This is a genomic window from Faecalibacterium sp. 9 (genome assembly GCF_048320955.1).
In the GTDB taxonomy this organism is placed as follows: Bacteria; Bacillota; Clostridia; order Oscillospirales; family Ruminococcaceae; genus Faecalibacterium; species Faecalibacterium wellingii.
Map to the genome: position 1 here is coordinate 227,870 of NZ_JBLWGB010000003.1, position 19,459 is coordinate 247,328.

General features: G+C 55.6%; 14 protein-coding genes and 1 pseudogene. 10 read left to right on the plus strand and 5 right to left on the minus strand.

The genetic code is table 11. The annotated features are described in order from the left end of the window. Positions 1 to 246 precede the first annotated feature (246 nt). A complete protein-coding gene (locus ACKXF9_RS13310; RefSeq protein WP_418266508.1) occupies positions 247 to 3,330 on the minus strand; it encodes a glycoside hydrolase family 2 TIM barrel-domain containing protein in 3,084 nt (1,027 codons plus the stop codon). 114 nt (positions 3,331 to 3,444) lie between these two features. Next, positions 3,445 to 4,815 (minus strand): MFS transporter, encoded by a 1,371-nt coding sequence (locus ACKXF9_RS13315; protein WP_418266509.1) that lies wholly within the window; start codon positions 4,813 to 4,815, stop codon positions 3,445 to 3,447. 249 nt (positions 4,816 to 5,064) lie between these two features. On the opposite strand from ACKXF9_RS13315, the gene ACKXF9_RS13320 reads away from it, so the two are divergent. Further along, a complete protein-coding gene (locus ACKXF9_RS13320; protein WP_098924928.1) occupies positions 5,065 to 5,928 on the plus strand; it encodes a helix-turn-helix domain-containing protein in 864 nt (287 codons plus the stop codon). A 696-nt stretch (positions 5,929 to 6,624) separates the two neighbouring features. After that, on the plus strand, positions 6,625 to 7,650 hold the full coding sequence (locus ACKXF9_RS13325) for a hypothetical protein (protein WP_418266510.1): 1,026 nt from the start codon (positions 6,625 to 6,627) through the stop codon (positions 7,648 to 7,650). Between the two features lie 64 nt (positions 7,651 to 7,714). Here the strand turns inward: ACKXF9_RS13325 and ACKXF9_RS13330 are convergent, their stop codons facing one another. Next, on the minus strand, positions 7,715 to 8,665 hold the full coding sequence (locus tag ACKXF9_RS13330; protein ID WP_418266511.1) for an RluA family pseudouridine synthase: 951 nt from the start codon (positions 8,663 to 8,665) through the stop codon (positions 7,715 to 7,717). 514 nt (positions 8,666 to 9,179) lie between these two features. Here ACKXF9_RS13330 and alaS point away from each other — a divergent pair. The 6 genes from alaS to ACKXF9_RS13360 all read left to right on the plus strand — a co-directional run bounded on the left by alaS (position 9,180) and on the right by ACKXF9_RS13360 (position 16,681). Then, positions 9,180 to 11,843: an alanine--tRNA ligase gene (alaS, locus tag ACKXF9_RS13335; protein WP_418266512.1), complete on the plus strand. Its 2,664-nt coding sequence runs from the start codon at positions 9,180 to 9,182 to the stop codon at positions 11,841 to 11,843. Positions 11,844 to 11,961: 118 nt separating this feature from the next. Beyond that, positions 11,962 to 12,294, plus strand: a complete 333-nt coding sequence (locus ACKXF9_RS13340) for a histidine triad nucleotide-binding protein (RefSeq protein ID WP_339395897.1) — start codon at positions 11,962 to 11,964, stop codon at positions 12,292 to 12,294. Between the two features lie 26 nt (positions 12,295 to 12,320). Continuing rightward, positions 12,321 to 12,860, plus strand: a complete 540-nt coding sequence (locus tag ACKXF9_RS13345) for a phosphoribosyltransferase family protein (RefSeq protein WP_339395898.1) — start codon at positions 12,321 to 12,323, stop codon at positions 12,858 to 12,860. Between the two features lie 90 nt (positions 12,861 to 12,950). Beyond that, positions 12,951 to 14,978 carry a ComEC/Rec2 family competence protein gene (locus ACKXF9_RS13350; RefSeq protein ID WP_418266513.1) on the plus strand — a complete coding sequence of 676 codons (2,028 nt, stop codon included), beginning with the start codon at positions 12,951 to 12,953 and terminating at the stop codon, positions 14,976 to 14,978. A gap of 63 nt (positions 14,979 to 15,041) precedes the next feature. Then, a complete protein-coding gene (gene holA, locus ACKXF9_RS13355; RefSeq protein WP_249237123.1) occupies positions 15,042 to 16,070 on the plus strand; it encodes a DNA polymerase III subunit delta in 1,029 nt (342 codons plus the stop codon). Next, positions 16,067 to 16,681: a toprim domain-containing protein gene (locus ACKXF9_RS13360; protein ID WP_418266514.1), complete on the plus strand. Its 615-nt coding sequence runs from the start codon at positions 16,067 to 16,069 to the stop codon at positions 16,679 to 16,681. Before holA ends, ACKXF9_RS13360 begins: the two co-directional genes overlap by 4 nt. Before the next feature lie 28 nt (positions 16,682 to 16,709). Here the strand turns inward: ACKXF9_RS13360 and ACKXF9_RS13365 are convergent, their stop codons facing one another. Together ACKXF9_RS13365 and ACKXF9_RS13370 are read right to left on the minus strand one after the other, a co-directional pair. Next, entirely contained in the window at positions 16,710 to 17,411 is a 702-nt protein-coding gene (locus ACKXF9_RS13365) for a sigma-70 family RNA polymerase sigma factor (RefSeq protein ID WP_348583014.1), read from the minus strand. Positions 17,412 to 17,596: 185 nt separating this feature from the next. Beyond that, positions 17,597 to 18,067, minus strand: a pseudogene (locus ACKXF9_RS13370) (recombinase family protein); the annotation flags it as partial. 159 nt (positions 18,068 to 18,226) lie between these two features. Between ACKXF9_RS13370 and ACKXF9_RS13375 the strand changes: the two are divergent. Both ACKXF9_RS13375 and ACKXF9_RS13380 read left to right on the plus strand, forming a co-directional pair. Continuing rightward, positions 18,227 to 19,057 carry a replication initiator protein A gene (locus ACKXF9_RS13375; protein ID WP_418266515.1) on the plus strand — a complete coding sequence of 277 codons (831 nt, stop codon included), beginning with the start codon at positions 18,227 to 18,229 and terminating at the stop codon, positions 19,055 to 19,057. A gap of 132 nt (positions 19,058 to 19,189) precedes the next feature. Beyond that, the gene (locus ACKXF9_RS13380) at positions 19,190 to 19,453 is read left to right on the plus strand and encodes a hypothetical protein (RefSeq protein WP_348583017.1); all 264 of its coding nucleotides are present in this window, start codon (positions 19,190 to 19,192) and stop codon (positions 19,451 to 19,453) included. The last annotated feature ends 6 nt before the right edge of the window (positions 19,454 to 19,459 follow it).

Consider the following 19,459-nt stretch of genomic DNA (forward strand, 5'->3'; position numbering starts at 1 on the left):
GATGGCACGGAACGGATCAGGTACATCCGCATCGGTCATCGCACCGGGGACATGCCGGGAGAAAGAGTATGCCCAACGTATGCGGCATTCATATCACAACGTAAAGTAAAAAGCTCTAGGATTAACCCCCTCTTCTTTGCGGATCTTTCTGATCCGTTCTCCAACAAGGGATGCTAGTTCGGCTGGTTCAGATTCAGACTGATCTTTCGCTTTTTTCACAGAGAACACCTCATTTGCGGACAATCATCAGATGCCACGGAACGTAAAGGTGAACTCCACAGGCTTGGTCACATCAGGAATATACTCCGGGTGGACATTGGCACCCCAGCTGTCATCGCCGCCGACGCCCATCTGCTCGCCCATAGCACGGATGACCGTGTAATGGACCGGGGGCAGCTCGTAGGGATGCTTGGCACTCTCCATTTCATGGGGAGTGTAGGGCAGCGCAGAGAAGAACATGGGCTTTGCGGCATCTGCGGTAAACAGCAGCCCGCGACCCTTGCGGTCCACTACCTTTGCCCAGCGCACAGCGGTCTTTGCACCGCACTCCTGTGGCACAAGGTACTGTGCCATGTTGTCTGCGACCTTGTTCTGGTAAATGCCCAGCTTTGCACCATGCTGACGATCCCAGTAGGTCTCCGCAGGGCCGTTTCCGTACCACTCCACCGTGTCGTAGTCAGCGTCGATCTTGAACAGTACGCCGAACTCCGGCATTGCTGCAAGTCCTTCCACCGGGTCATAGTGCAGGGTGGTCTGGATGCGGCCATCACCGAACACACGGTACTGCAGGCTGCACTCTGCTGCGGGGCTGGTCTGGAGGTTATAGAGATAGGTCACGACCACGCTGTCGGCTTCCACCTCGCAGGTGGGGTTCTGGAGGATGGTGCCGCCATGAACAGACGGGATTTCCTTGCCGATGCCCTTGGCGGTAGCGTACAGGCTTGCCAGCTTCCACTGACCGCGAACGCCGCCCATGTTGTTGCCGCAGTCGTTGTCGGTGGGAGCGCGCCAGAAGTTGGGACGGGGAATCTCCTGAATCATCTCCTTGCCAGCATAGCGGTAGGAAGTCAGGCCGCCATTCAGATCGGAGAACAAAACATCGAAATTCTCACCACGGACACCGATGTTGTGTGTACCGTGCGTAACGGTAAACGGCGTGACCTTCTTGCTGGGAATGGAACGAACCACAGCGATCACACCCTGTCCAAAGGCGACTTCATGACCCTTCTTTGCCCAGCTGGTGTCCTCCTTCAAACGGAAGCTGATGGTCACTGCATATTCACCGGGGAGCGCAGGAACCATAAACGGCAGCGGGAAGCTGGAACGCTCTTCGGGAGCAACATCAATATTGGCTAGTTCCTGCTGCTGATACAGCTTTCCATCACGGTGCAGCAGTGCAACGCAGTCGAAGGCATCCGTAGAGGTGAACAGGTTCTTGTTCCAGACTTCAAAGCCAGAGTTGTCGATGGAAATGGCGATGTTCTGATAGCAGAACTTGACCTCCTGCATCTTGGGAGAAGGAGCACGATCACCACCGTAGGCAATGCCGTTCCCGCTGAAATTATAGTCGGTAGGACGCTCACCGAAGTCGCCGCCGTAGGCTTGGAACCACTTGCCGTAGCGGTCTTTTTTCCAGATGGACTGGTCGATGTAATCCCAGATAAAGCCGCCCTGATAGCCGCAGTCCTTCTGGTCGGCAAGTTCCGTGTACTTGTGCAAAGCACCGTTGGAGTTGCCCATAGCATGAGAATATTCGCACTCGATATAAGGCCGCTTATCGCCCTGTGCCAGATACTCTTTAATGTCCTTGACCGTGCTGTACATATGGCTCTCGATATCGGTGGTTTCGAGGAAGCGGGGATCATTGACCACACCTTCGTAATGCACCAGACGGGTGTCATCAAAGCGGCGGACCATCTCTGCCATCTGGAGCAGGGTCTCACCACCAAACGATTCGTTGCCCAGAGACCAGATCAGAACAGCAGGATGGTTTTTGTCACGCTGGTAAGTGGAATTCATGCGGTCAAACAAGACAGCTTTCCACTCCGGCTTATCATTGGGCAAAACGCCCTCGATGCCGCGAATGCCCGCCTGATGGATGTCCCATGTGCCATGGGATTCCAGATTGTTCTCTGCGATCAGATACAGACCATACTCGTCGCACAGGTCGTACAGTGCATCCTGATTCTGGTAATGGCTGGTACGGATGGCATTGATGTTGTTCTGCTTCATGGTGATGATGTCCCGAAGCAGTTCCTCATGGGTGTGTACGCCCACAGCACGACCCGTAATAGAGCTGAAATCATGACGGTTGGCACCCTTGAACACGATGCGCTTGCCGTTGAGCAGCATCCGATTGTTCTTCAGCTCGAACTTGCGGAAACCGACTTTCTGCCCAGTCACCTCTACCAGATGGCCTGCATCGTCCAGCAGCTCGATTTCCAGTTCATACAGAGCCGGGTCCTCTGCACTCCACAGGTGGGGGTTCTCCACCGCATGGCTGAACAGCGCAGAGCCGCCGTTCAGTGCGATTTTTTCGGAGAACACTTCCTGTTCACTGCGGCGCAGGGTCAGACGGGCTGCGCCCTTACCCTCCACCTGCAATGCAACTTCCAGCGTGGAATGAGTAAAATCATCCCCGGCAAACAGCGTTTTGACGGATACATCTTCCAGATGCACGGTGGGGATGGCGTACAGCCACACGCTGCGGAAGATGCCGGAGAAGCGGAAGAAGTCCTGATCTTCGCACCAGCTGGAGGAAGTCCACTTGAACACCTGCACGGCAAGTTTGTTCACGCCCGGCTGGAGATAGGGAGTCAGATCGAATGCGTGTGCGGAGAAGCTGTCCTCGGTGTAACCCACATAAGACCCGTTCAGCCAAAGAGCCATGCCGCTTTCCACACCCTCGAACTCGATGTGGACGGGCTTGCCCTGCATGGATTCCGGCAGATCGAAGTATTTTACATAGCTTGCCACCGGATTGAACCGCTGCGGGATCTCGCCCGGCTGTACTTCTTCACGGCCATCCCACGGATACTGAATATTCGCATACTGGGGAATGTCGTAGCCCTCCATCTGGATGTGTGCCGGAACATGAATGTCATCCCAGCCGCTGCAATCGTAATCTGTCTTTTCAAAACCGGGGATGGCACTGGTGTAGTTCTTTGCGTAGGCGAATTTCCAGATACCGTCCAGCTTCAACGCCAAAGAAGAGGAGCCTGTCCGATATTCTTCGCGGGAAGCGTAAGTACGGAAACTTGCATGAGCATTCAGCACGTTTTCCTTGAAAAAGGTGGGGTCTTTTACTTTTGCAAAATCAAATGCAGCCATAGTATTTCCTCATTTACCTTTTATAATTTTATAATATTTCTCCAGCCTCCCCGGAGGAATCGCTGGATTCCTCCGGGGAACAGCAGATGAAGGAGAAATGATAATGGCTTGTTATCAGACTGCTGCACGCAGTTTTTCATTTGCTTCTTCGACCTTCATACGAGAGAGAATGAAGGTGATGATGGCATCCAGAGCAAACGGAATCACCAGATACATGATCTTCAGCATATTGATGCAGGAATCCGGCTGAACGGTCAGAGCGCTGTCAAAATGGCTTGCTGCCAGCAGCCAGCCGGTGATGGCAGTACCCAGACCGCCGCCCAGCTTCACACCGAGAGAAGTGCAGGAGTACATCGTGCCATCCACGCGCTTGTGCTTCGTCAGCCAAGTATATTCAGAGCAAGCAGCAATCGCAGCGTTCATATCGCCCTGCCAAGGACCCTGACCAAGAGCTGCGATTGCAGTAAAGAGCAGCATCAAGGTCACATTGCCGCTGCCCATGTAACCAGCTACAGCAACCAGTGCACGAGAAATCGTTGCCAGAGTATAGCTCATTACATTCAGCTTATACATTCCATTCCACTTTGCAACCAAGGTCGGGGTGAACACCAGTGCGATGATCAGAGGAATGTTGATTGCCCAAGAGAATACACCGAACAGATTCTGGTTGCCAAGGATGTAGGTTGCGTAGTAGGTGCCCATGCTGATCATGGCACCGTAGATCTGCTGCAAAATGTAGGTGACGCAAATCATCATATAATATTTGTTACCAGCAAGCAGCTTTGCAGCCTGAACCAGATTGTACTTTTCGTCCTGCTCGATTTCCCTTTTGTTGGTGGTATCCACCAATTCGCCTTCCGGCAGTTCCTTTACGGAGAAAACGGAGAGGGTGTTGACAAGCAGACCGATGATGGCGTAGATGATTGCAACAGTGCGCCAACCGGCAGCACCACCGCCCAATGCCGTAACAGCACCCAGCGTGATGGACTGGATGAGCAGGCTGGTGGCAAAGGCGAACATGAAACGCCAAGAACCCATCTCGACCTGTTCGGCACTGTTCTTCGTGATGAGAGCAGTCAGTGCAGAGTAGGCAATGTTGTTGGCAGTGTAGAATACAGCGTTCAGCAGAGTATATGCGATCAGGAACCATGCGTACTGTGCAAACTGTCCCAGATTGGTCGGAATGGCGAAAATTGCCACCAGCGTAATGGCACAGCCAATGTAGCCGTACAGCATCCAAGGACGGGCTTTGCCCATCTTAGAATGCGTTTTGTCAATCAAAGAACCAAAGAAAATGTCCGTCACACCGTCCAGCAGTTTGGAAACTGCAATCAGAGTGCCGACAATACCGGGGTTCAGGCCAACGGTGTTGGTCAGATAGATCATGACGAAGGAGGACAGGAATGCATACACCACGTTGCCTGCAATATCGCCTGAACCATAGCCGACTTTATTATACCACTTTAGATAACGTTTCTCAGTCATTGTGCTTTCTCCCATCTTGCTTGTTTTGTGTGGGCGCGACCAATCTGCTGCGCACTTCAGACTGGAATTCTCATTACGCAAGTTGCCCAAATCTCTTGTGTTTCGTCTGAAAATATTATAGAATCTAATGGAACGAAAAGATATAGACAAGATGGAACAAAATATGCACAAAATCAAAGTGTTTGTAATTTTTTGATAGAACATTTCTCAAATCACTGTAAAATCTCTGAAGATGAGGAGGACGCAGGAATGTATTTCAACTCAGGATATTTGAACAACTCCCGTTTGGATTTCAAAGACTACTCAAAGCCGCTGGTCGTAGGCAGCTGCGGCACTTATCGCTTGAAAAAACGCCCTAAGCTACCTACTTTTTGGGCAAAGGGTCGCAGAGACTATCAAATCCTCTATGTGGCATCTGGTAAAGCACACTTCTGGTTCGATGGTGTTGAGGAAGTGGTGACTTCTGGACACATGGTGCTTTATCAGCCGAAAGAAATCCAGAAGTATGTCTACTATGTAGAAGATCATCCAGAGGTGTTCTGGATTCACTTTACAGGATATGATGTCAAAAACATCCTGAACTATCACGGAATACCCTTGGACAAGCACGTTTTTTACAGCGGCACACTGCCGGATTACAAAATGCTGTTCCGAAAGATCATCCGGGAACTGCAACAATGTGAATATGGCTATGAAGACTATATTGCTTCTCTCTTCAACATCATTCTGCTTTTAGTAAGCAGGCAACAGCAGGAAAGCGAGAAAACAACTACAAGCATCCCGGAAGAAATCGAAGCCGCCGTTGCCTACTTTAACGAGAATTATAATACAAAGGTCAGTGTGGACGATTACGCAGAATCGCTGCATATCAGTACGAACTGGTTTATCCGTAATTTTAAGCAGTACATGAAAATAAGCCCTGCACAATACATCCTGTCCCTTCGGATGGTAAATGCACAAAGCTTATTGGAGAACACCGAATACAATATTGGAGAAATTGCAGAGATCGTAGGGTATGATAACCCACTCTATTTTAGCAGGGTATTCAAGAAAGAGTATGGTGTCAGTCCGGCACAGTACCGAAAGAATCTGGAAGAATCTACTGAAAAATGAGAAAGATTCCTTATAAATAAGGAGAGTAGAACCATGCCGTGTACTGCGCTCCATCAGCGGACACGACAAAGAGTATTTCTATCGGGATCGAAAAATCAACTGGGGAAACTTGTGATTTTAACGAACGATTCATTTTAGGCTGCAATAAACCGCAAACTAAAAAGGCCCCTTGAGGGGCCTGCCACGAGACAGGAATGCAGTTGGCAGACCCATTCGTGACCCATTCGTGGCCCCTTAAGGGGCTTTGCTAGTATTATGCCCTTCTAGGGCTTACTCAAGCCACCGGCTCAGCCGGTGGTTTTGACTTGTGGGCTGGCCTCATTTGGTTTTGACCACAATTCTGACCACAATGCCAACGATTTTATCTGGTCGATCGCAGGCACGCCTGCTTTGATCGAATGCCTGCGACGACTGGCATAAAGGATCCGGAAGGACTACCGGGATCGTCTGGGGAAATCAGAGAAACCTGGTAGACTTGCGCTGAAAAAATTTTTCCCGCATCCTTTTTACGGGCTGATTTTTTTGTCGAAAATGTAGAATATCGCTCTGGAAACTATGCATTCTCTCTAACAAAATCTGCCCAAACGTGTTAATATTGAGAAAAACGCTTCATAAACGTTTACAAAACGGTAACAGGCTGGTATACTTTATAGCGGTAGATAACAGGAATTGCAGAAGCTGAAAGGAGAATCGACCGTGAATACCGCTGCACCGTCCCATTTTCGCAAAAAACTGCTGAGCCTTGTGCTGACGCTGGTGGTAATGCTCACCTGCCTGCCTGCTGCTCTGGCAGTGGACCTGAATGTGGACGCGGGCTTCTATTTCAAGCAGAGCCGCGGCGGCACCTGCACGCTGGCATCCGCAGCCATGATGCTGCGCCGCCGGGCGTATCTTGATGGTCTGACGGATTGGACCGCTGTGACAGAAAACAGCGTACGCTCCACGGCATGGGCCAACGGTCTCTCTCACAGCTTTACATATAAGGAAATGCAGGTGGGCTACGGAACCCTGCCTTCCCGCAAACAGGAAAAGATCCAGACCCTCATTACCCTGCTGTCGCAGCATCCGGAGGGCATCGTGCTGTATGACCGCAGACAGCCCCATGCGCTGCTGCTGACCGATTACACCAATGGTACTTTCTACTGCTCCGACCCGGCAGGGAATATTTCTTCCGGCCGTATCCCGCTGGAAAATTCCAGTGTTTCGATCAACGGCTCTTCCTGCTATTGGTACGTGGCATCCGATCACAACGCGGTTGAATCCTCGCCGGACAGCCTGCGGCTGGAGGGTATGAGTTATCCCATCAACATCCATGCAGGCAAGGGCATGGCTATGACCGGTACCGCGAACGCTGCACTGGGTATGACGCTGACCGATGTTCAGGTGGCGGTGCTGGATGAAAATGACCAGACTGTGGTCACGGCGCAGGCATCGCCCAATGCGGCAGGCTTTTCCTTCAAGACGCTGGACAGCGAGATCCGTTTTGGCGAACTGCCTGCAGGCAGCTACACTTACATGGTGATCGTGACCGACTCCAATGGCGATAACCTTTGCTTCACCAGCGACTTTACGGTTTCGGATGGTTCTGCAAGCACCGGAACCTACTGGTCGGTAAAAGATACCGAGGGTGCCAAGCTGCTGGACAGCATTCAGGAAGTTCAGGATTCGTTTACCAGTGCGACCGAGTCCACGCTGGGCTGGCTTGAAAGCCTCTTCCACTAAAACGCAAAACAAAAAGATGACCCGGAGCCTGCCGCTTCGGGTCATCTTTTTTGGTGTTATGGGCTTATTTCAGCGTGCCGTCCAGCACCTGATTGTAATACCACGGTTTGGGGGCGTGGAAGGTCTTGCCGCTGAGGAAGGCAAAGTCCGGCTGGTTGAAGTGGGGCATGGTAAGTTCCCATGCGCACAGGGCCTGATACTTGAGTTTCAGCTCGCGGTTGGCGGTGTTGTTGCCGTATTTGCTGTCGCCCAGAATGGGACAGCCGATGCTGGCCATGTGGGCGCGGATCTGATGGGTGCGGCCGGTGATCAGCTGCACCTTCAGCAGGGCCAGACGACCGGAGACGGCGATGGTCTCGTACCGGGTCTCCACGTCCCTGGCACCGGGCTGCTTGTCCTCCACGATCTTCACGATGCCGCGGTCGGCGTCCTTGAGCAGATAGCCGCCCAGAGTGGCATCCGGCGGGGTCGGACGGCCGAAGGTGACGCAGAGGTAGGTCTTTTTCACTTCGCGGTTCTTGATGGCTGCAAGGAACAGCTCTTCGGCCTCCGGGGTCTTGGCAACGATGACAAGGCCGCTGGTGCCGGTGTCCAGCCGGTGGCACAGCGCCGGGGTGTACAGGTCGTTCTCCTTGTACTCGCCCTGCTGGTTCAGGTAGAGCAGGGTGCGGTTCAGCAGCGTGTCGTCCTCCGGGCCGTCCACGGCAAGACCGGCGGGCTTGTTCACAATGACGATCTGCGGGCAGTCATACACCACCTGTGCCGGGCCGCGGGCGTTCTTCCACGCCGGGCCTTCCACCCGGCGGTCCGCATCCAGAACTTCATCCAGAATGAACAGCTTGATCTCGTCACCGGCCATCACGCGGGTGGAAAGTGGCTGCTTTTTGCCGTTCAGCTTGATCTTGTTCTCCCGCAGGGCCTTGTTCAGGCGGCCGGGGGTCAGGGCGGGGTACTGCTGGGTCAGATAATTGTCCAGCCGGGTAGGGGCAAGACATTTTACTTTTAAAATCTTCACGGAATATTCCTCTCTATTATAAAATAAGAATGTGCTTTCAATATTTTTATTGTAGCGGAACAGGCACGCTGCGTCAAGCACAGCAGACTGAAAATTTTGTCCAAACCCGTTGACAAACGCCCGGCTCATGCTATAATTTAACTGTACGCGGAAAGAACTGTGTGCTTTCCGCATGTGCATGAATATTATGACAGATGGCAATGATGGGGTCAGAAATGTACACCGCCGCCCAGAGAGAGCGCTCCCAGCTGCAAGGCGCTCCGGCAGGTCTCGTTTCGTGCCGCCCCGGAGCTTCCGGCGAAACAAGTCGGACGCAGCGCAGCGTTAACGCGCCGAAAGCGGCAGGGGACACATTTTATCCTTTGCAATTTGGGTGGTACCACGGAGCAGTTTACAGGCAGCCTCGTCCCTTTTGGGATGGGGCTGTTTTTTGTTTTCTGCGCCCACCCGCCCCGTCTGCCATAATCATAAATCTGACGTGCAAACGCCAAGGACAATCGAGGAGAGAAAACCTATGCAATGGACCGGTTTGAATGAACTGCGTGAAAAGTACCTGAGCTTCTTTGAGAGCAAGGGCCACCTGCGTCTGGACAGCTTCCCGCTGGTGCCCAAGAACGACCCCAGCCTGCTGCTCATCAACAGCGGCATGGCACCGATGAAAAAGTGGTTTCTGGCTCAGGAAGAGCCGCCCCGTCACCGCGTGACCACCTGCCAGAAGTGTATCCGCACCCCGGATATCGAGCGTGTTGGCATCACTGCCCGCCACGGCACCTTCTTTGAAATGCTGGGCAACTTCTCCTTCCAGGATTACTTCAAAGAAGAGGTCATTCCCTGGGCATGGGAGTTCCTGACTTCTGACGAGTGGATGGCCATTCCGAAGGACCGCCTGCACATCTCTGTGTACGAAGAGGACGACGAGGCTTACGATATCTGGACCAAGAAGGTGGGCATCGCCCCCGACCACATGGTGCGTCTGGGCAAGGAAGACAACTTCTGGGAGCATGGCTCCGGCCCGTGCGGCCCCTGCTCCGAGATCTACTTTGACCGCGGCCCCGAGTACGGCTGCGGCAAGCCGACCTGCGGCGTGGGCTGCGACTGCGACCGCTATATGGAGATCTGGAATCTGGTGTTCAGCCAGTTCGACGCCGACGGCAAGGGCCACTACGAGCGTCTGGCACGCCCCAACATCGATACCGGCATGGGTCTGGAGCGTCTGGCCTGCGTGATGCAGGGCGTGGGCAACCTGTTTGAGGTTGACACCGTGCAGAGCGTGCTGCACCATGTAGAGCACATTGCCAACAAGACCTACGGCGAGGACGACAAGACCGATATCTCCATCCGTGTCATCACCGACCACATCCGCAGCTGCACCTTCATGGTGTCCGACGGCATCCTGCCTTCCAACGAGGGCCGCGGCTATGTGCTGCGCCGCCTGCTGCGCCGTGCTGCCCGCCATGGCCGTATGCTGGGCATCACTCACCCGTTCCTGGTGGAGCTGGTGGAGACTGTCATCCAGTCCAGCGAGACCGCATACCCCGAGCTGCGCGAGCACGATGCTTATATCAAGAAGGTCATCGGCACCGAGGAGGCAAACTTTGCCCGCACCATTGATGCCGGCATGAACATCCTGAACAACATGATCGACGGTTTGGAAAAGGCACATGAGCATCTGCTGAAGGGCCTGGACGTGTTCAAGCTGAATGATACCTTCGGCTTCCCGCTGGATCTGACCAAGGAGATCGCTGCGGAGCAGGGCATTGAGATCGACGAGGAAGGCTTCCACGCCGAAATGACCAAGCAGAAGGAGCGTGCCCGTGCGGAGCGCCTGAAGAAGAACATCTCCGGCTGGAGCGAGGATCTGTTCGGTGCGCTGAATGCAGAGCCCACCGTCTTTACCGGCTACGAGACCCTGAACGACACCGGTGTCGTGGTCGCCCTGAGCGACGAGGAGACCCTGACCGATGCCATTGCTACCGATGAGGAAGCAAAGGATGGCGTGCTGGTGGTTCTGGATAAGACTCCCTTCTACGCTGAGATGGGCGGTCAGGCTGCGGATCACGGCGTGCTGAACAGCGCTGACTGCAGCCTGCGCGTGCTGGATGTGAAGAAGACCCCCAAGGGCTACTACGTCCACACCTGCGTGCTGGAGAGCGGCATCGTGAAGGTGGGCGACCATCTGAACGCTCAGGTGGACAAGGAATACCGCATGGCCATTGCCCGCAACCACACCGCCACCCATCTGCTGCAGGCAGCGCTGCGTGAAGTGTTGGGCGACCATGTGCATCAGGCAGGCTCCTATCAGGATGCAGAGATCACGCACTTCGACTTTACCCACTTCAGCGCGGTCACTCCCGAGGAGCTGGCCCGCGTGCAGAAGATCGTGAACGACAAGATCTACGAGTCCATGAACGTCACCGTCCGGGAAATGCCCATTGAGGAAGCCAAGAAGCTGGGTGCAATGGCTCTGTTCGGCGAAAAGTACGGCAAGGTCGTGCGTGTTGTGGACATCGAGGGCTGGTCTACCGAGTTCTGCGGCGGCACCCACGTGAAGAACACCGCCCAGATCGGCGGCTTCAAGATCGTGAGCGAGGCCTCCGTTGCTGCGGGCATCCGCCGCATCGAGGCTGTCACCGGCCGCAACCTGCTGATCCGTGCAAACCTGCAGGAGGCTATGCTGCATACCGTGGCAAACACCCTGAAGGCCAACAACGTGACCGCTCTGCCCGTCCGTGCCGAGGCCGTGATGGCTGAGAACAAGGCTCTGGCCAAGGAGCTGGAAGAGATCAAGGCACAGGTCGCCGCTTCCAAGGTGACCAGCCTGTTTGACAATGCCGAGGAGATCGGCGGCGTGAAGATCGCTTCTGCATACTTCACCGGCACCACCGGCGACACCCTGCGCGGCATGTGCGATACCATCCGCGACAAGGCTGTGAAGCCCGCTGTGGCGGTTCTGGTGGGCAAGGCTGAGGACAAGATCACTATGGCTGTCACTGTGAGCAAGCAGGCACAGGAAAAGGGCCTGAAGGCCGGTGCTCTGGTCAAGGAGATCGCTGCCATTGCTGGCGGCAAGGGCGGCGGCAAGCCGGACTTTGCAATGGCTGGCCTGAAGGACGAGACCAAGATCGATGAGGCTCTGGCTGCTGTCAGCGCCATCGTCAAGAAGGCTCTGGGCGAATAAGAAAACGGGCCCGCCCTCTTCGTCAACGCTGACGCGCTGCCACCTCTGGGAGAACTGGACGCAAAGCGGCCTGAGAGGGCGGGGACGTTTATAAAATATCAGGAAGGAGTTGTTCCCCATGGAAGATTGTCTGTTTTGCATGATCGCGGAGGGCAAGATCCCCTCCAAGAAGCTGTACGAGGACGAGCAGGTGGTGGCGTTCTACGACATCAACCCGCAGGCCAAGGTGCACTTTCTGGTGGTGCCCAAAAAGCACATCACCTCTGCTGCTGCGCTGACCGAAGAGGACGGCGCACTGCTGGGCCATATCTTTGCAGTGATCGCAAAGCTGGCTGCGGAGCAGGGTCTGAACAACGGCTACCGCGTCATTTCCAATGTTGGCGAGGACGCAGGCCAGACCGTGAAACATCTGCATTTCCATGTTCTGGGCGGCGAAAAGCTGCCCGTCTGATTCCAAAAAAGGGAGAGCGTTGAATTATGGCTGAGACTTATACCCTGCATGTTGCAGGCCTGACCCGTGAGCTGACTATCTGCAAGGTGAATGACCACATGGACATTGCGGCTTTTATCATGCTGGGTGACGCCGAGCTGACCGTGGCTGCTGCCACCGAGCTGCTGAAAAAGTGCCCTGACTTTGATATCCTGCTGACCGCTGAGGCCAAGGGTATCCCTCTGGCTCACGAGATGAGCCGCCAGAGCGGCAAGCCCTACGTCTGTGCACGCAAGGGCGAAAAGCTGTATATGACCGACCCCGTGGTGGTGGAGGATCAGTCCATCACCACTGCCGGTAAGCAGAAGCTGGTCATCGACCGCAAGGAACTGGATAAGATGAGCGGCAAGCGCGTTCTGGTGGTGGATGATGTCATCTCCACCGGCGGTTCCCTCAAGGCTCTGGATGCGCTGGCTGAGCAGACCCAGTGCACCATTGTAGGCCAGGCCGCTGTTCTGGCCGAGGGCGATGCAGCTGAGCGCAAGGATATCATCTTCCTGGAGCCGCTGCCCCTGTTCTTCCACTAAGCTGCCATGCGACGCCCGCTCTGCGTTTTCTGCGCTGGAATGCTGGGTGTTGAGTTCGTGTGTGCTTTTTTGCCGCAAACGGAGCTTTTTGTGCCGTTTGCGGCATTTTTTGTTGCCGTTTGTCTGGTGCTGTGCATCTTTGATGCTGCCCGCAAAGCGGCGCTCTGCATCCTGCTGGGTGCTGCAGTGGGCATGGCATCGGTGCTGTACACTGCAAACCGGATGGAGCGCATCCGCGTGCAATATGCCGCCCGCCCGCTGGTGCTGACGGCAGAGGTGGAAAGCGTTTCGGACTCCTACTATCCCGGCGTTGTGGACGCAGTCTTGCGGGTGGAGAAGGTCAATGGTGCAAAGACCTCCTTCCGGGTGGAATGCGAGACCCTGCCGGAATGTGAGGCGGGGCAGCGGGTGCAGGGCAGATTTGTGCTGTCCGTTCCGGCACAGCAGAGCCGGGTCGGCCTGTATTCGGACGGCATTGTGCTGCTGGCAGAACCGGACGAGGAGAAACCGGATTTCAAACAGCTGGGGCAGAGCAACAGCTTCCGTGCCCGCACCCACCGGCTGCAGCAAAGGCTCAGCGCAGCCCTGCGCCGCCGCATGGATGGCAAGACCGGCGGCGTGCTGGCGGCTATGACCGTGGGCGACCGGACGCACCTTTCCCCGGCGCTGCGCAGCGCCTACCGGGGCGCGGGCCTTGCCCATGTGCTGGTGGTGAGCGGAATGCATGTATCCATCCTGTGCGGCGAGGTGTTCCGCTTGGATGCACGCAGGAAGAAAGAACGCTGCTATGCGGCGCTGCGCCTGAGAGCAGTGTGGAAGGCGCTGCTTGCGTTGCTGCTGGTGGGCGTGACCGGCTTTACGCCCTCGGTGCTTCGTGCAGCGGCAGCGGTGTGGGTCAGTGCGCTGGGGGTGTGGCTGTATGCCCCGCCGGATACCCTTACCTCTCTGGCGGTGGCAGGTATCGTTATGACCGCAGGCAACAGCTATGCAGTGTGCGATATCGGCTTTGAACTTTCGTTTGCGGCGGTGGTGGGCACGGTGGCAGGCGGTGCGTACATCCGCCGCACCCGGGATGCATGGTACCGCCAGTTCTGGAAAAACGCGAAAAATCCGGTGAAGCGCCCATGGTATTTCAAACTGCCGGAACGTCTTTGGGGCCTTGCGGAAAGCATTTGCATCTCGTTTTGTGCTTCGGTGGCCACATTCCCGGTGTTGGTGCTGCGCGGGCTGAGTGTGAGCATTTATGCGGTGGCATCCAGTGTGGCGGTGCTGTGGCTCATCCAGCCCATGATGCTGCTGGGCCTTGGCACGGCCTTTGCCGGCCTGGTACCCGCTCTTGCTCCGCTGTATGGGGTGCTGTCAGCAGCGTCTGCGGCGTTGACCGGCCTGCTCGACCGCTGGGCCGTCTGGATCTCTGCAAAACCGGGCGCGGGAATCTACTTCGATACGGCCTATGCAGCCATCGTGTGTCTGGTGCTGATCCTGTTGTGCTGGCTGGCGTTCCACTGGCGGGTACGGCTGCGGGTGGCAGGGCCATGCATCCTGCTGGCGGCAGCTGTTTCCATCGGGCTGGGCAATGCTCTCAGCCGGGATGTGGTGCACATCGACCTTGTAGGCAGCGCCAACGCGCCGGCAGTGGTGGTCACCCAGAACGATACCGCCGTGGTGCTGTTCCGGGGCGGAGCTTCTGCCCAGAACGCAGTGGAAAACCAGCTTGCCCGGCGGGGCGCGGGGAAAATTGAACTGCTGGTGGATCTGCGCACAAAACCGGAAACGCCCTGTGCGCTGGAAGCGGAACAGAGCGTTTTGGCAGAAGAAATGTCTGTGAACACTGCGCAAAAGCAAAAGTGCACACCCGCACTTGTGGAAGTCCTGCGCACCCGGAACGGCTGCCTTGTGCGGCTGACCATCGGCAACCGGCAGTTCGTGACCCTGAGCGGCAGGGTGGAGCTGGCGCAGCCGGTCTCGGCCCGGTGGCTTCTGGCATCCCCTGCAAGGCCGGAGACGGTACAGTATAAAGAGGTTCTGGCTCTGCGGCGGTATGATTGGATGCCCGGCGGAGCAGCGCAGTCCTCGTCCCTCAGCCTGCGGCGGTATGGCGGGCTCAGAGCGGAGTGATGCTTTGCAATCCGGGCAGAGTGTGGTACAATAGAACAACATGAGGGGAAAGGGGGTGCCTGCATGGCCACCGAAACCAGGCTCCGGCAGCTGGCAGACAAGGGCTGCCCGGTCTACTATTTTTATTCCAGTGAACGGTATCTGGTGCGGCAGGCCGTGGCAGCGGCCACCCGCATCCTGACCGCAGACAGCGACGAGGACGCCACCATTCTGGATGGCGGTGCGCCGGAGATCGAACAGCTCATCATGGCAGCGGGCACCATTTCTTTTTTTGGGACCCGGCGTGTGGTGGTGCTGCCGGAGCTGGAACCCGGCAGCTATGGGGATAAAGATCTGGAAGAACTCAGCAGCACGCTTGCCAGTCTGGAAAATGCCGTGGTGGTGCTGGGAAGCGTGTTTGAGCTGGAGCGCAGTAAGCTCAGGCTGAACAAAAAAGCGCAGAAGCTCATCGCGCAGTGCAAAAGCATCGGCTACACCGAAGAATTGGCTAAGCCGAAGCCCTTTGAGCTGAAAATGATGATGATCGACCGCGCCAAAGAACAGGGTACCAGCCTGCCGGACGGCGCAGCAGCGGCGCTGCTGGAACGCTGCGGCGAGGACCCTTTCCTGCTGGAAAATGAGGTGGACAAGCTCTGTGCATTGTCCGGGTACCAGACGGTCACGGCAGCGATGGTGGCCGAGATGGGCACCGTGAGTCTGGAAGCGGATGTGTTTGAAATGATCCGCATGATCACGGCCAAAAACGCCACAGGTGCCTGCAAAAAGCTGCAGACTTTGCTGCGCCTGCAGCAGGAGCCCATTGCCATCACGGCGGCACTGATCGGCAGTTATGTGGACCTGTACCGTGTCAAGCTGGGCGCGGCAAAGCGCAAGCCTTACGGCACCGTGTTCAAGGATTTCGGCTACAAGGGCAGTGACTACCGGCTCAAGCGTTCGGCCGAGACGGCCTCGCACTACACGCTGGGCCAGATCGAAAACTGTATGCAGGTGCTTCTGGAACTGGACCAGAGCCTGAAAAGCCAGCCCACCGATGACCAGATCCTGCTGGAAACAGCGCTGTGCCGGTTGGCAATGGCGGGGAGCGGACGATGAAGGAAAACGAAATGATCCATACCAGCCGGGTGCTCATTGTGGAAGGCAAATACGATGCGGCCCGGCTTTCCCATCTGACCGATGCCATGATCCTGCTGACCGACGGCTTTGGCATTTACAGCGACAAAAAGCGCCAGCAGCTGTTCAAAGCGCTGGCGCAGAAAAACGGCCTGATCCTGCTGACGGATTCGGACGCGGCAGGCTTCCGCATCCGCACCTACATCACCAATCTGGTGGGAGAAAAGAATGTGGTGCAGGCTTACGTGCCCGCGATCCACGGCAAGGAAAAGCGCAAGGAACAGCCCGGCAAGGAGGGCCTGCTGGGGGTCGAGGGTGTGGACGATGCCATCGTTCTGCAGGCGCTGCGGGATGCCCTTGGCGCAGAGGCGGGTGCCGCACTAGCCCGTCCGGAGGGACGGCAGATCACCTATACCGATCTCTATGAGTGGGGGCTCTCCGGCAGGCCGGGCAGTGCCGAGCGCAAGGCAAAGCTGCTGAACGCGCTGGGTCTGCCGCCGCGTCTTTCCAAAAAGGAACTGGTGGAAGCGCTGAATCGGCTGTATACTTTTGAACAATTGAACGAGATACAGTTGAAAATTTTGGAAAGTTGACTGTATGGCGCAGGGGAGAGCACACTTTTCACCTCTGCGCTGTTTTTGTGTCCGGGGCGTTCCAGCGCTGACGCAGAAGCTCCAATGCATGGGTCTCAAGGCGGGAGACATAGCTCCGGCTGATGTTCAGAAGCCCGGCCACCTCCAGCTGGGTCAGCGGCGGCTGGCCGGCAAGGCCATACCGCAGCAGGATAATCTGCCGTTCCCGGGCGGGCAGGCCGTCCAGAAGCAGTCTGGCCCGGCGGATCTCGGCCTGCTTTTCGCAGACCTCCTCCATGCAGAAGCTGTCCTGCAGAACATCGGCCAGAGTCAAAGAGGAAGCCTCATCAGATTCCAGCGTTTCCTGCAGAGAAACAGTGCCGCCGGTCTTGCGCTCCCGCCGGAACTGCATCCGGAGCTCGTTTTCAATGCACCGGCTGGCGTAGGTAGAAAACCGTGTCCGGCGGGCAGAGTCGAAGGTGTCCACCGCTTTCATCAGGCCGATGGTGCCGATGGAAACAAGGTCGTCCTGATCGCCGGGCAGGGCGTAGTATTTTTTTACGATGTGTGCCACCAGACGCAGATTGTGCCGGATCAGCTTTTCCCGCGCGGCAGGGTCACCGGCACGCAGTGCGGCAAAGGCTTCGGCTTCCTCCTGGGCAGAGAGGGGCCGCGGAAAGCTGCCGCTTTCCAGATGAAGCGCCAGAACCAGAAATTTTGTGGCAAAAAATTGCAGAAGAGATAAAAACATGCCGACCCCTCCCCAAAGCATCATAAACGGTTTACTGCAATTTATGAAGGAGGGCTTGCCCTTTTTCCGGACTCCGGGGCGAACAGTTCTGCCTCATTGTCCACAAAATACTGATAGGCGTCCTTGTCTGCAATCAGGTAGACAGGATTCTGCAAAATCGACTTGATGGAAAACCGGGTGAACGAACGCCCGGTCTTTGCCAGCTCGTGCATATTGTCCCGGATGCGCTCCGCAATGGTCTCACGTTCCAGCTGACTGAACACCGACGCGATGTACATCATCGCGCGGCCCATGGGGCTGGACGTGTCAAAACTTTCGCGGATGGACACAAAGTCGATGCCCAGCCGTCCCAGTTCTTCAATCAGGCTGGAAAAGTCGCTGATGTTGCGGCTGATGCGGTCCAGACGGTAGACCACAATGGCCTTGAATTTCCGGCCCTTGGCCGCAGTCATCATCTTTTTGAAATCCGGGCGGTTCAGGTTGCCGCCGGAAAAGCCCTCGTCCTCAAAGACAACGGCATGTTCCGCGGCAGCATCGCCGTAGTGAGTGCGGATATATTCGCGGCAGAGGTCGATCTGATTTCCGATACTTTCGCCCTTGCCGGTGTAGCGGGATTTGCGGGAATAGATGGCAATGGTGTCGGCAGTTTTGGCCATGAGATACTCCTTTCCTGTTGTCCGGTGGCCGTAGATGCGGCTATTGTAGCATGGCAGGCCATCTTTGTAAAGAAAAATAACGATAGTCATACATATTTCATCATACTACGAATGGAGGTGTCAAGGATGTGACAAGGCAGAACAAGCGAGGAAGTCAGGATGTTTGACTATTTCTATGGGCAGTCGGGCGAGATGTTCTCGTATTTCCGGGTGCCCAAAATTTTATTCCGGGACATAAAATTCAAGGACCTGTCCACTGATGCCAAAACGCTGTATGGCATCCTGTTGGACCGCATGGGGCTGTCGGTGAAAAACGGATGGCTGGATGAGCAGGGAAGGGTGTATATCATTTTTCCTGTGCAGGAAGTGATGGATGCACTGGGCTGCGCAGACAACAAGGCAACCAAACTGTTCCGGGAATTGGAAAAGTTTGGTCTGATTGAGCGCAAACGGCGAGGCCTTGGCAAACCCAATCTGATTTACGTCAAAAACTTTGCAGACCCGCGTTTCCGGAATCGTGAAAAGAACGGTTCCGGTGCCGCGGATTCAGCGCAGCAGGAAACGGCAAAATCACGAGGAAATAAGACTGAGTGGAATAAAACCGAGGGGAGTGAACCTGATCCTTTCTCTTCCGACGCGGAGGACGAACCGGATGAGCGCACACGGCTGGAAGCGTATTTTATGCAATCGTTGGAGGTGGACTTGCTGCTCCGGGCCTGCCCGGATGAGGAGGATACCATCCATCAAATCGTGAATCTTCTGGTGGATACCTGCTCTTCGAAACGCAGAATGCTGCGGGTGGCAGGGGATGACAAGCCTGCGGAAGTCGTGCGCAGCCGATTCGTGAAGCTGAATGGTTATTCTTCCGTTTTCGCTGCTTACGGCTTTCTTTGCGCTGATGCTGAAATTGACATTGAATCTGTCGGCATTTGTGCTTGCGCTGCCGATGCTGTATATTTTTGGCTGCGGACTTTATACTCTTTATTGTAGGGAATGGACACAGTTCCTGATCCTTTTTGTGGCAGAGTTCGGGTGCTTTTTGCTCATCGTGGCAGGAACGGCGCTTGTGGAAGCCGTCGAGCGATTCAGCAAATGGCTTACGGAACTGTAATGGAGGAAACGATGAATAAAGGTAAAATGCTGGATTATTTCAATGACCGTGAGGCAACGCTTTTTCGGGATGAATTGGGAAGCAATGCATGGTATCACGAACTCCTGCGGAAAAAACTGGCAGCGGAAGACGCACACCGGAAAATGGTGGGCGAAGCAGCATGGAAGCAGTATCTTCAGTTGGATGAGATCTGCAATGAGCTGGAAAGCGTACGATATCAGGCAATGTATCTGGCCGGGGCCGCTGATTTTGAAAAGTTGTTCCGTCAATCCTGATGGATA

What these genes read in the sequence shown, in the direction of transcription:
- ACKXF9_RS13310 (WP_418266508.1), bottom strand. Translation starts at nt 3,330, where the DNA reads ATGGCTGCATTTGATTTTGCAAAAGTAAAAGACCCCACCTTTTTCAAG.
- ACKXF9_RS13315 (WP_418266509.1), bottom strand. Translation starts at nt 4,815, where the DNA reads ATGACTGAGAAACGTTATCTAAAGTGGTATAATAAAGTCGGCTATGGT.
- ACKXF9_RS13320 (WP_098924928.1), top strand. Translation starts at nt 5,065, where the DNA reads ATGTATTTCAACTCAGGATATTTGAACAACTCCCGTTTGGATTTCAAA.
- alaS (WP_418266512.1), top strand. Translation starts at nt 9,180, where the DNA reads ATGCAATGGACCGGTTTGAATGAACTGCGTGAAAAGTACCTGAGCTTC.
- ACKXF9_RS13340 (WP_339395897.1), top strand. Translation starts at nt 11,962, where the DNA reads ATGGAAGATTGTCTGTTTTGCATGATCGCGGAGGGCAAGATCCCCTCC.
- ACKXF9_RS13345 (WP_339395898.1), top strand. Translation starts at nt 12,321, where the DNA reads ATGGCTGAGACTTATACCCTGCATGTTGCAGGCCTGACCCGTGAGCTG.
- holA (WP_249237123.1), top strand. Translation starts at nt 15,042, where the DNA reads ATGGCCACCGAAACCAGGCTCCGGCAGCTGGCAGACAAGGGCTGCCCG.
- ACKXF9_RS13360 (WP_418266514.1), top strand. Translation starts at nt 16,067, where the DNA reads ATGAAGGAAAACGAAATGATCCATACCAGCCGGGTGCTCATTGTGGAA.
- ACKXF9_RS13365 (WP_348583014.1), bottom strand. Translation starts at nt 17,411, where the DNA reads ATGTTTTTATCTCTTCTGCAATTTTTTGCCACAAAATTTCTGGTTCTG.
- ACKXF9_RS13375 (WP_418266515.1), top strand. Translation starts at nt 18,227, where the DNA reads ATGTTTGACTATTTCTATGGGCAGTCGGGCGAGATGTTCTCGTATTTC.
- ACKXF9_RS13380 (WP_348583017.1), top strand. Translation starts at nt 19,190, where the DNA reads ATGAATAAAGGTAAAATGCTGGATTATTTCAATGACCGTGAGGCAACG.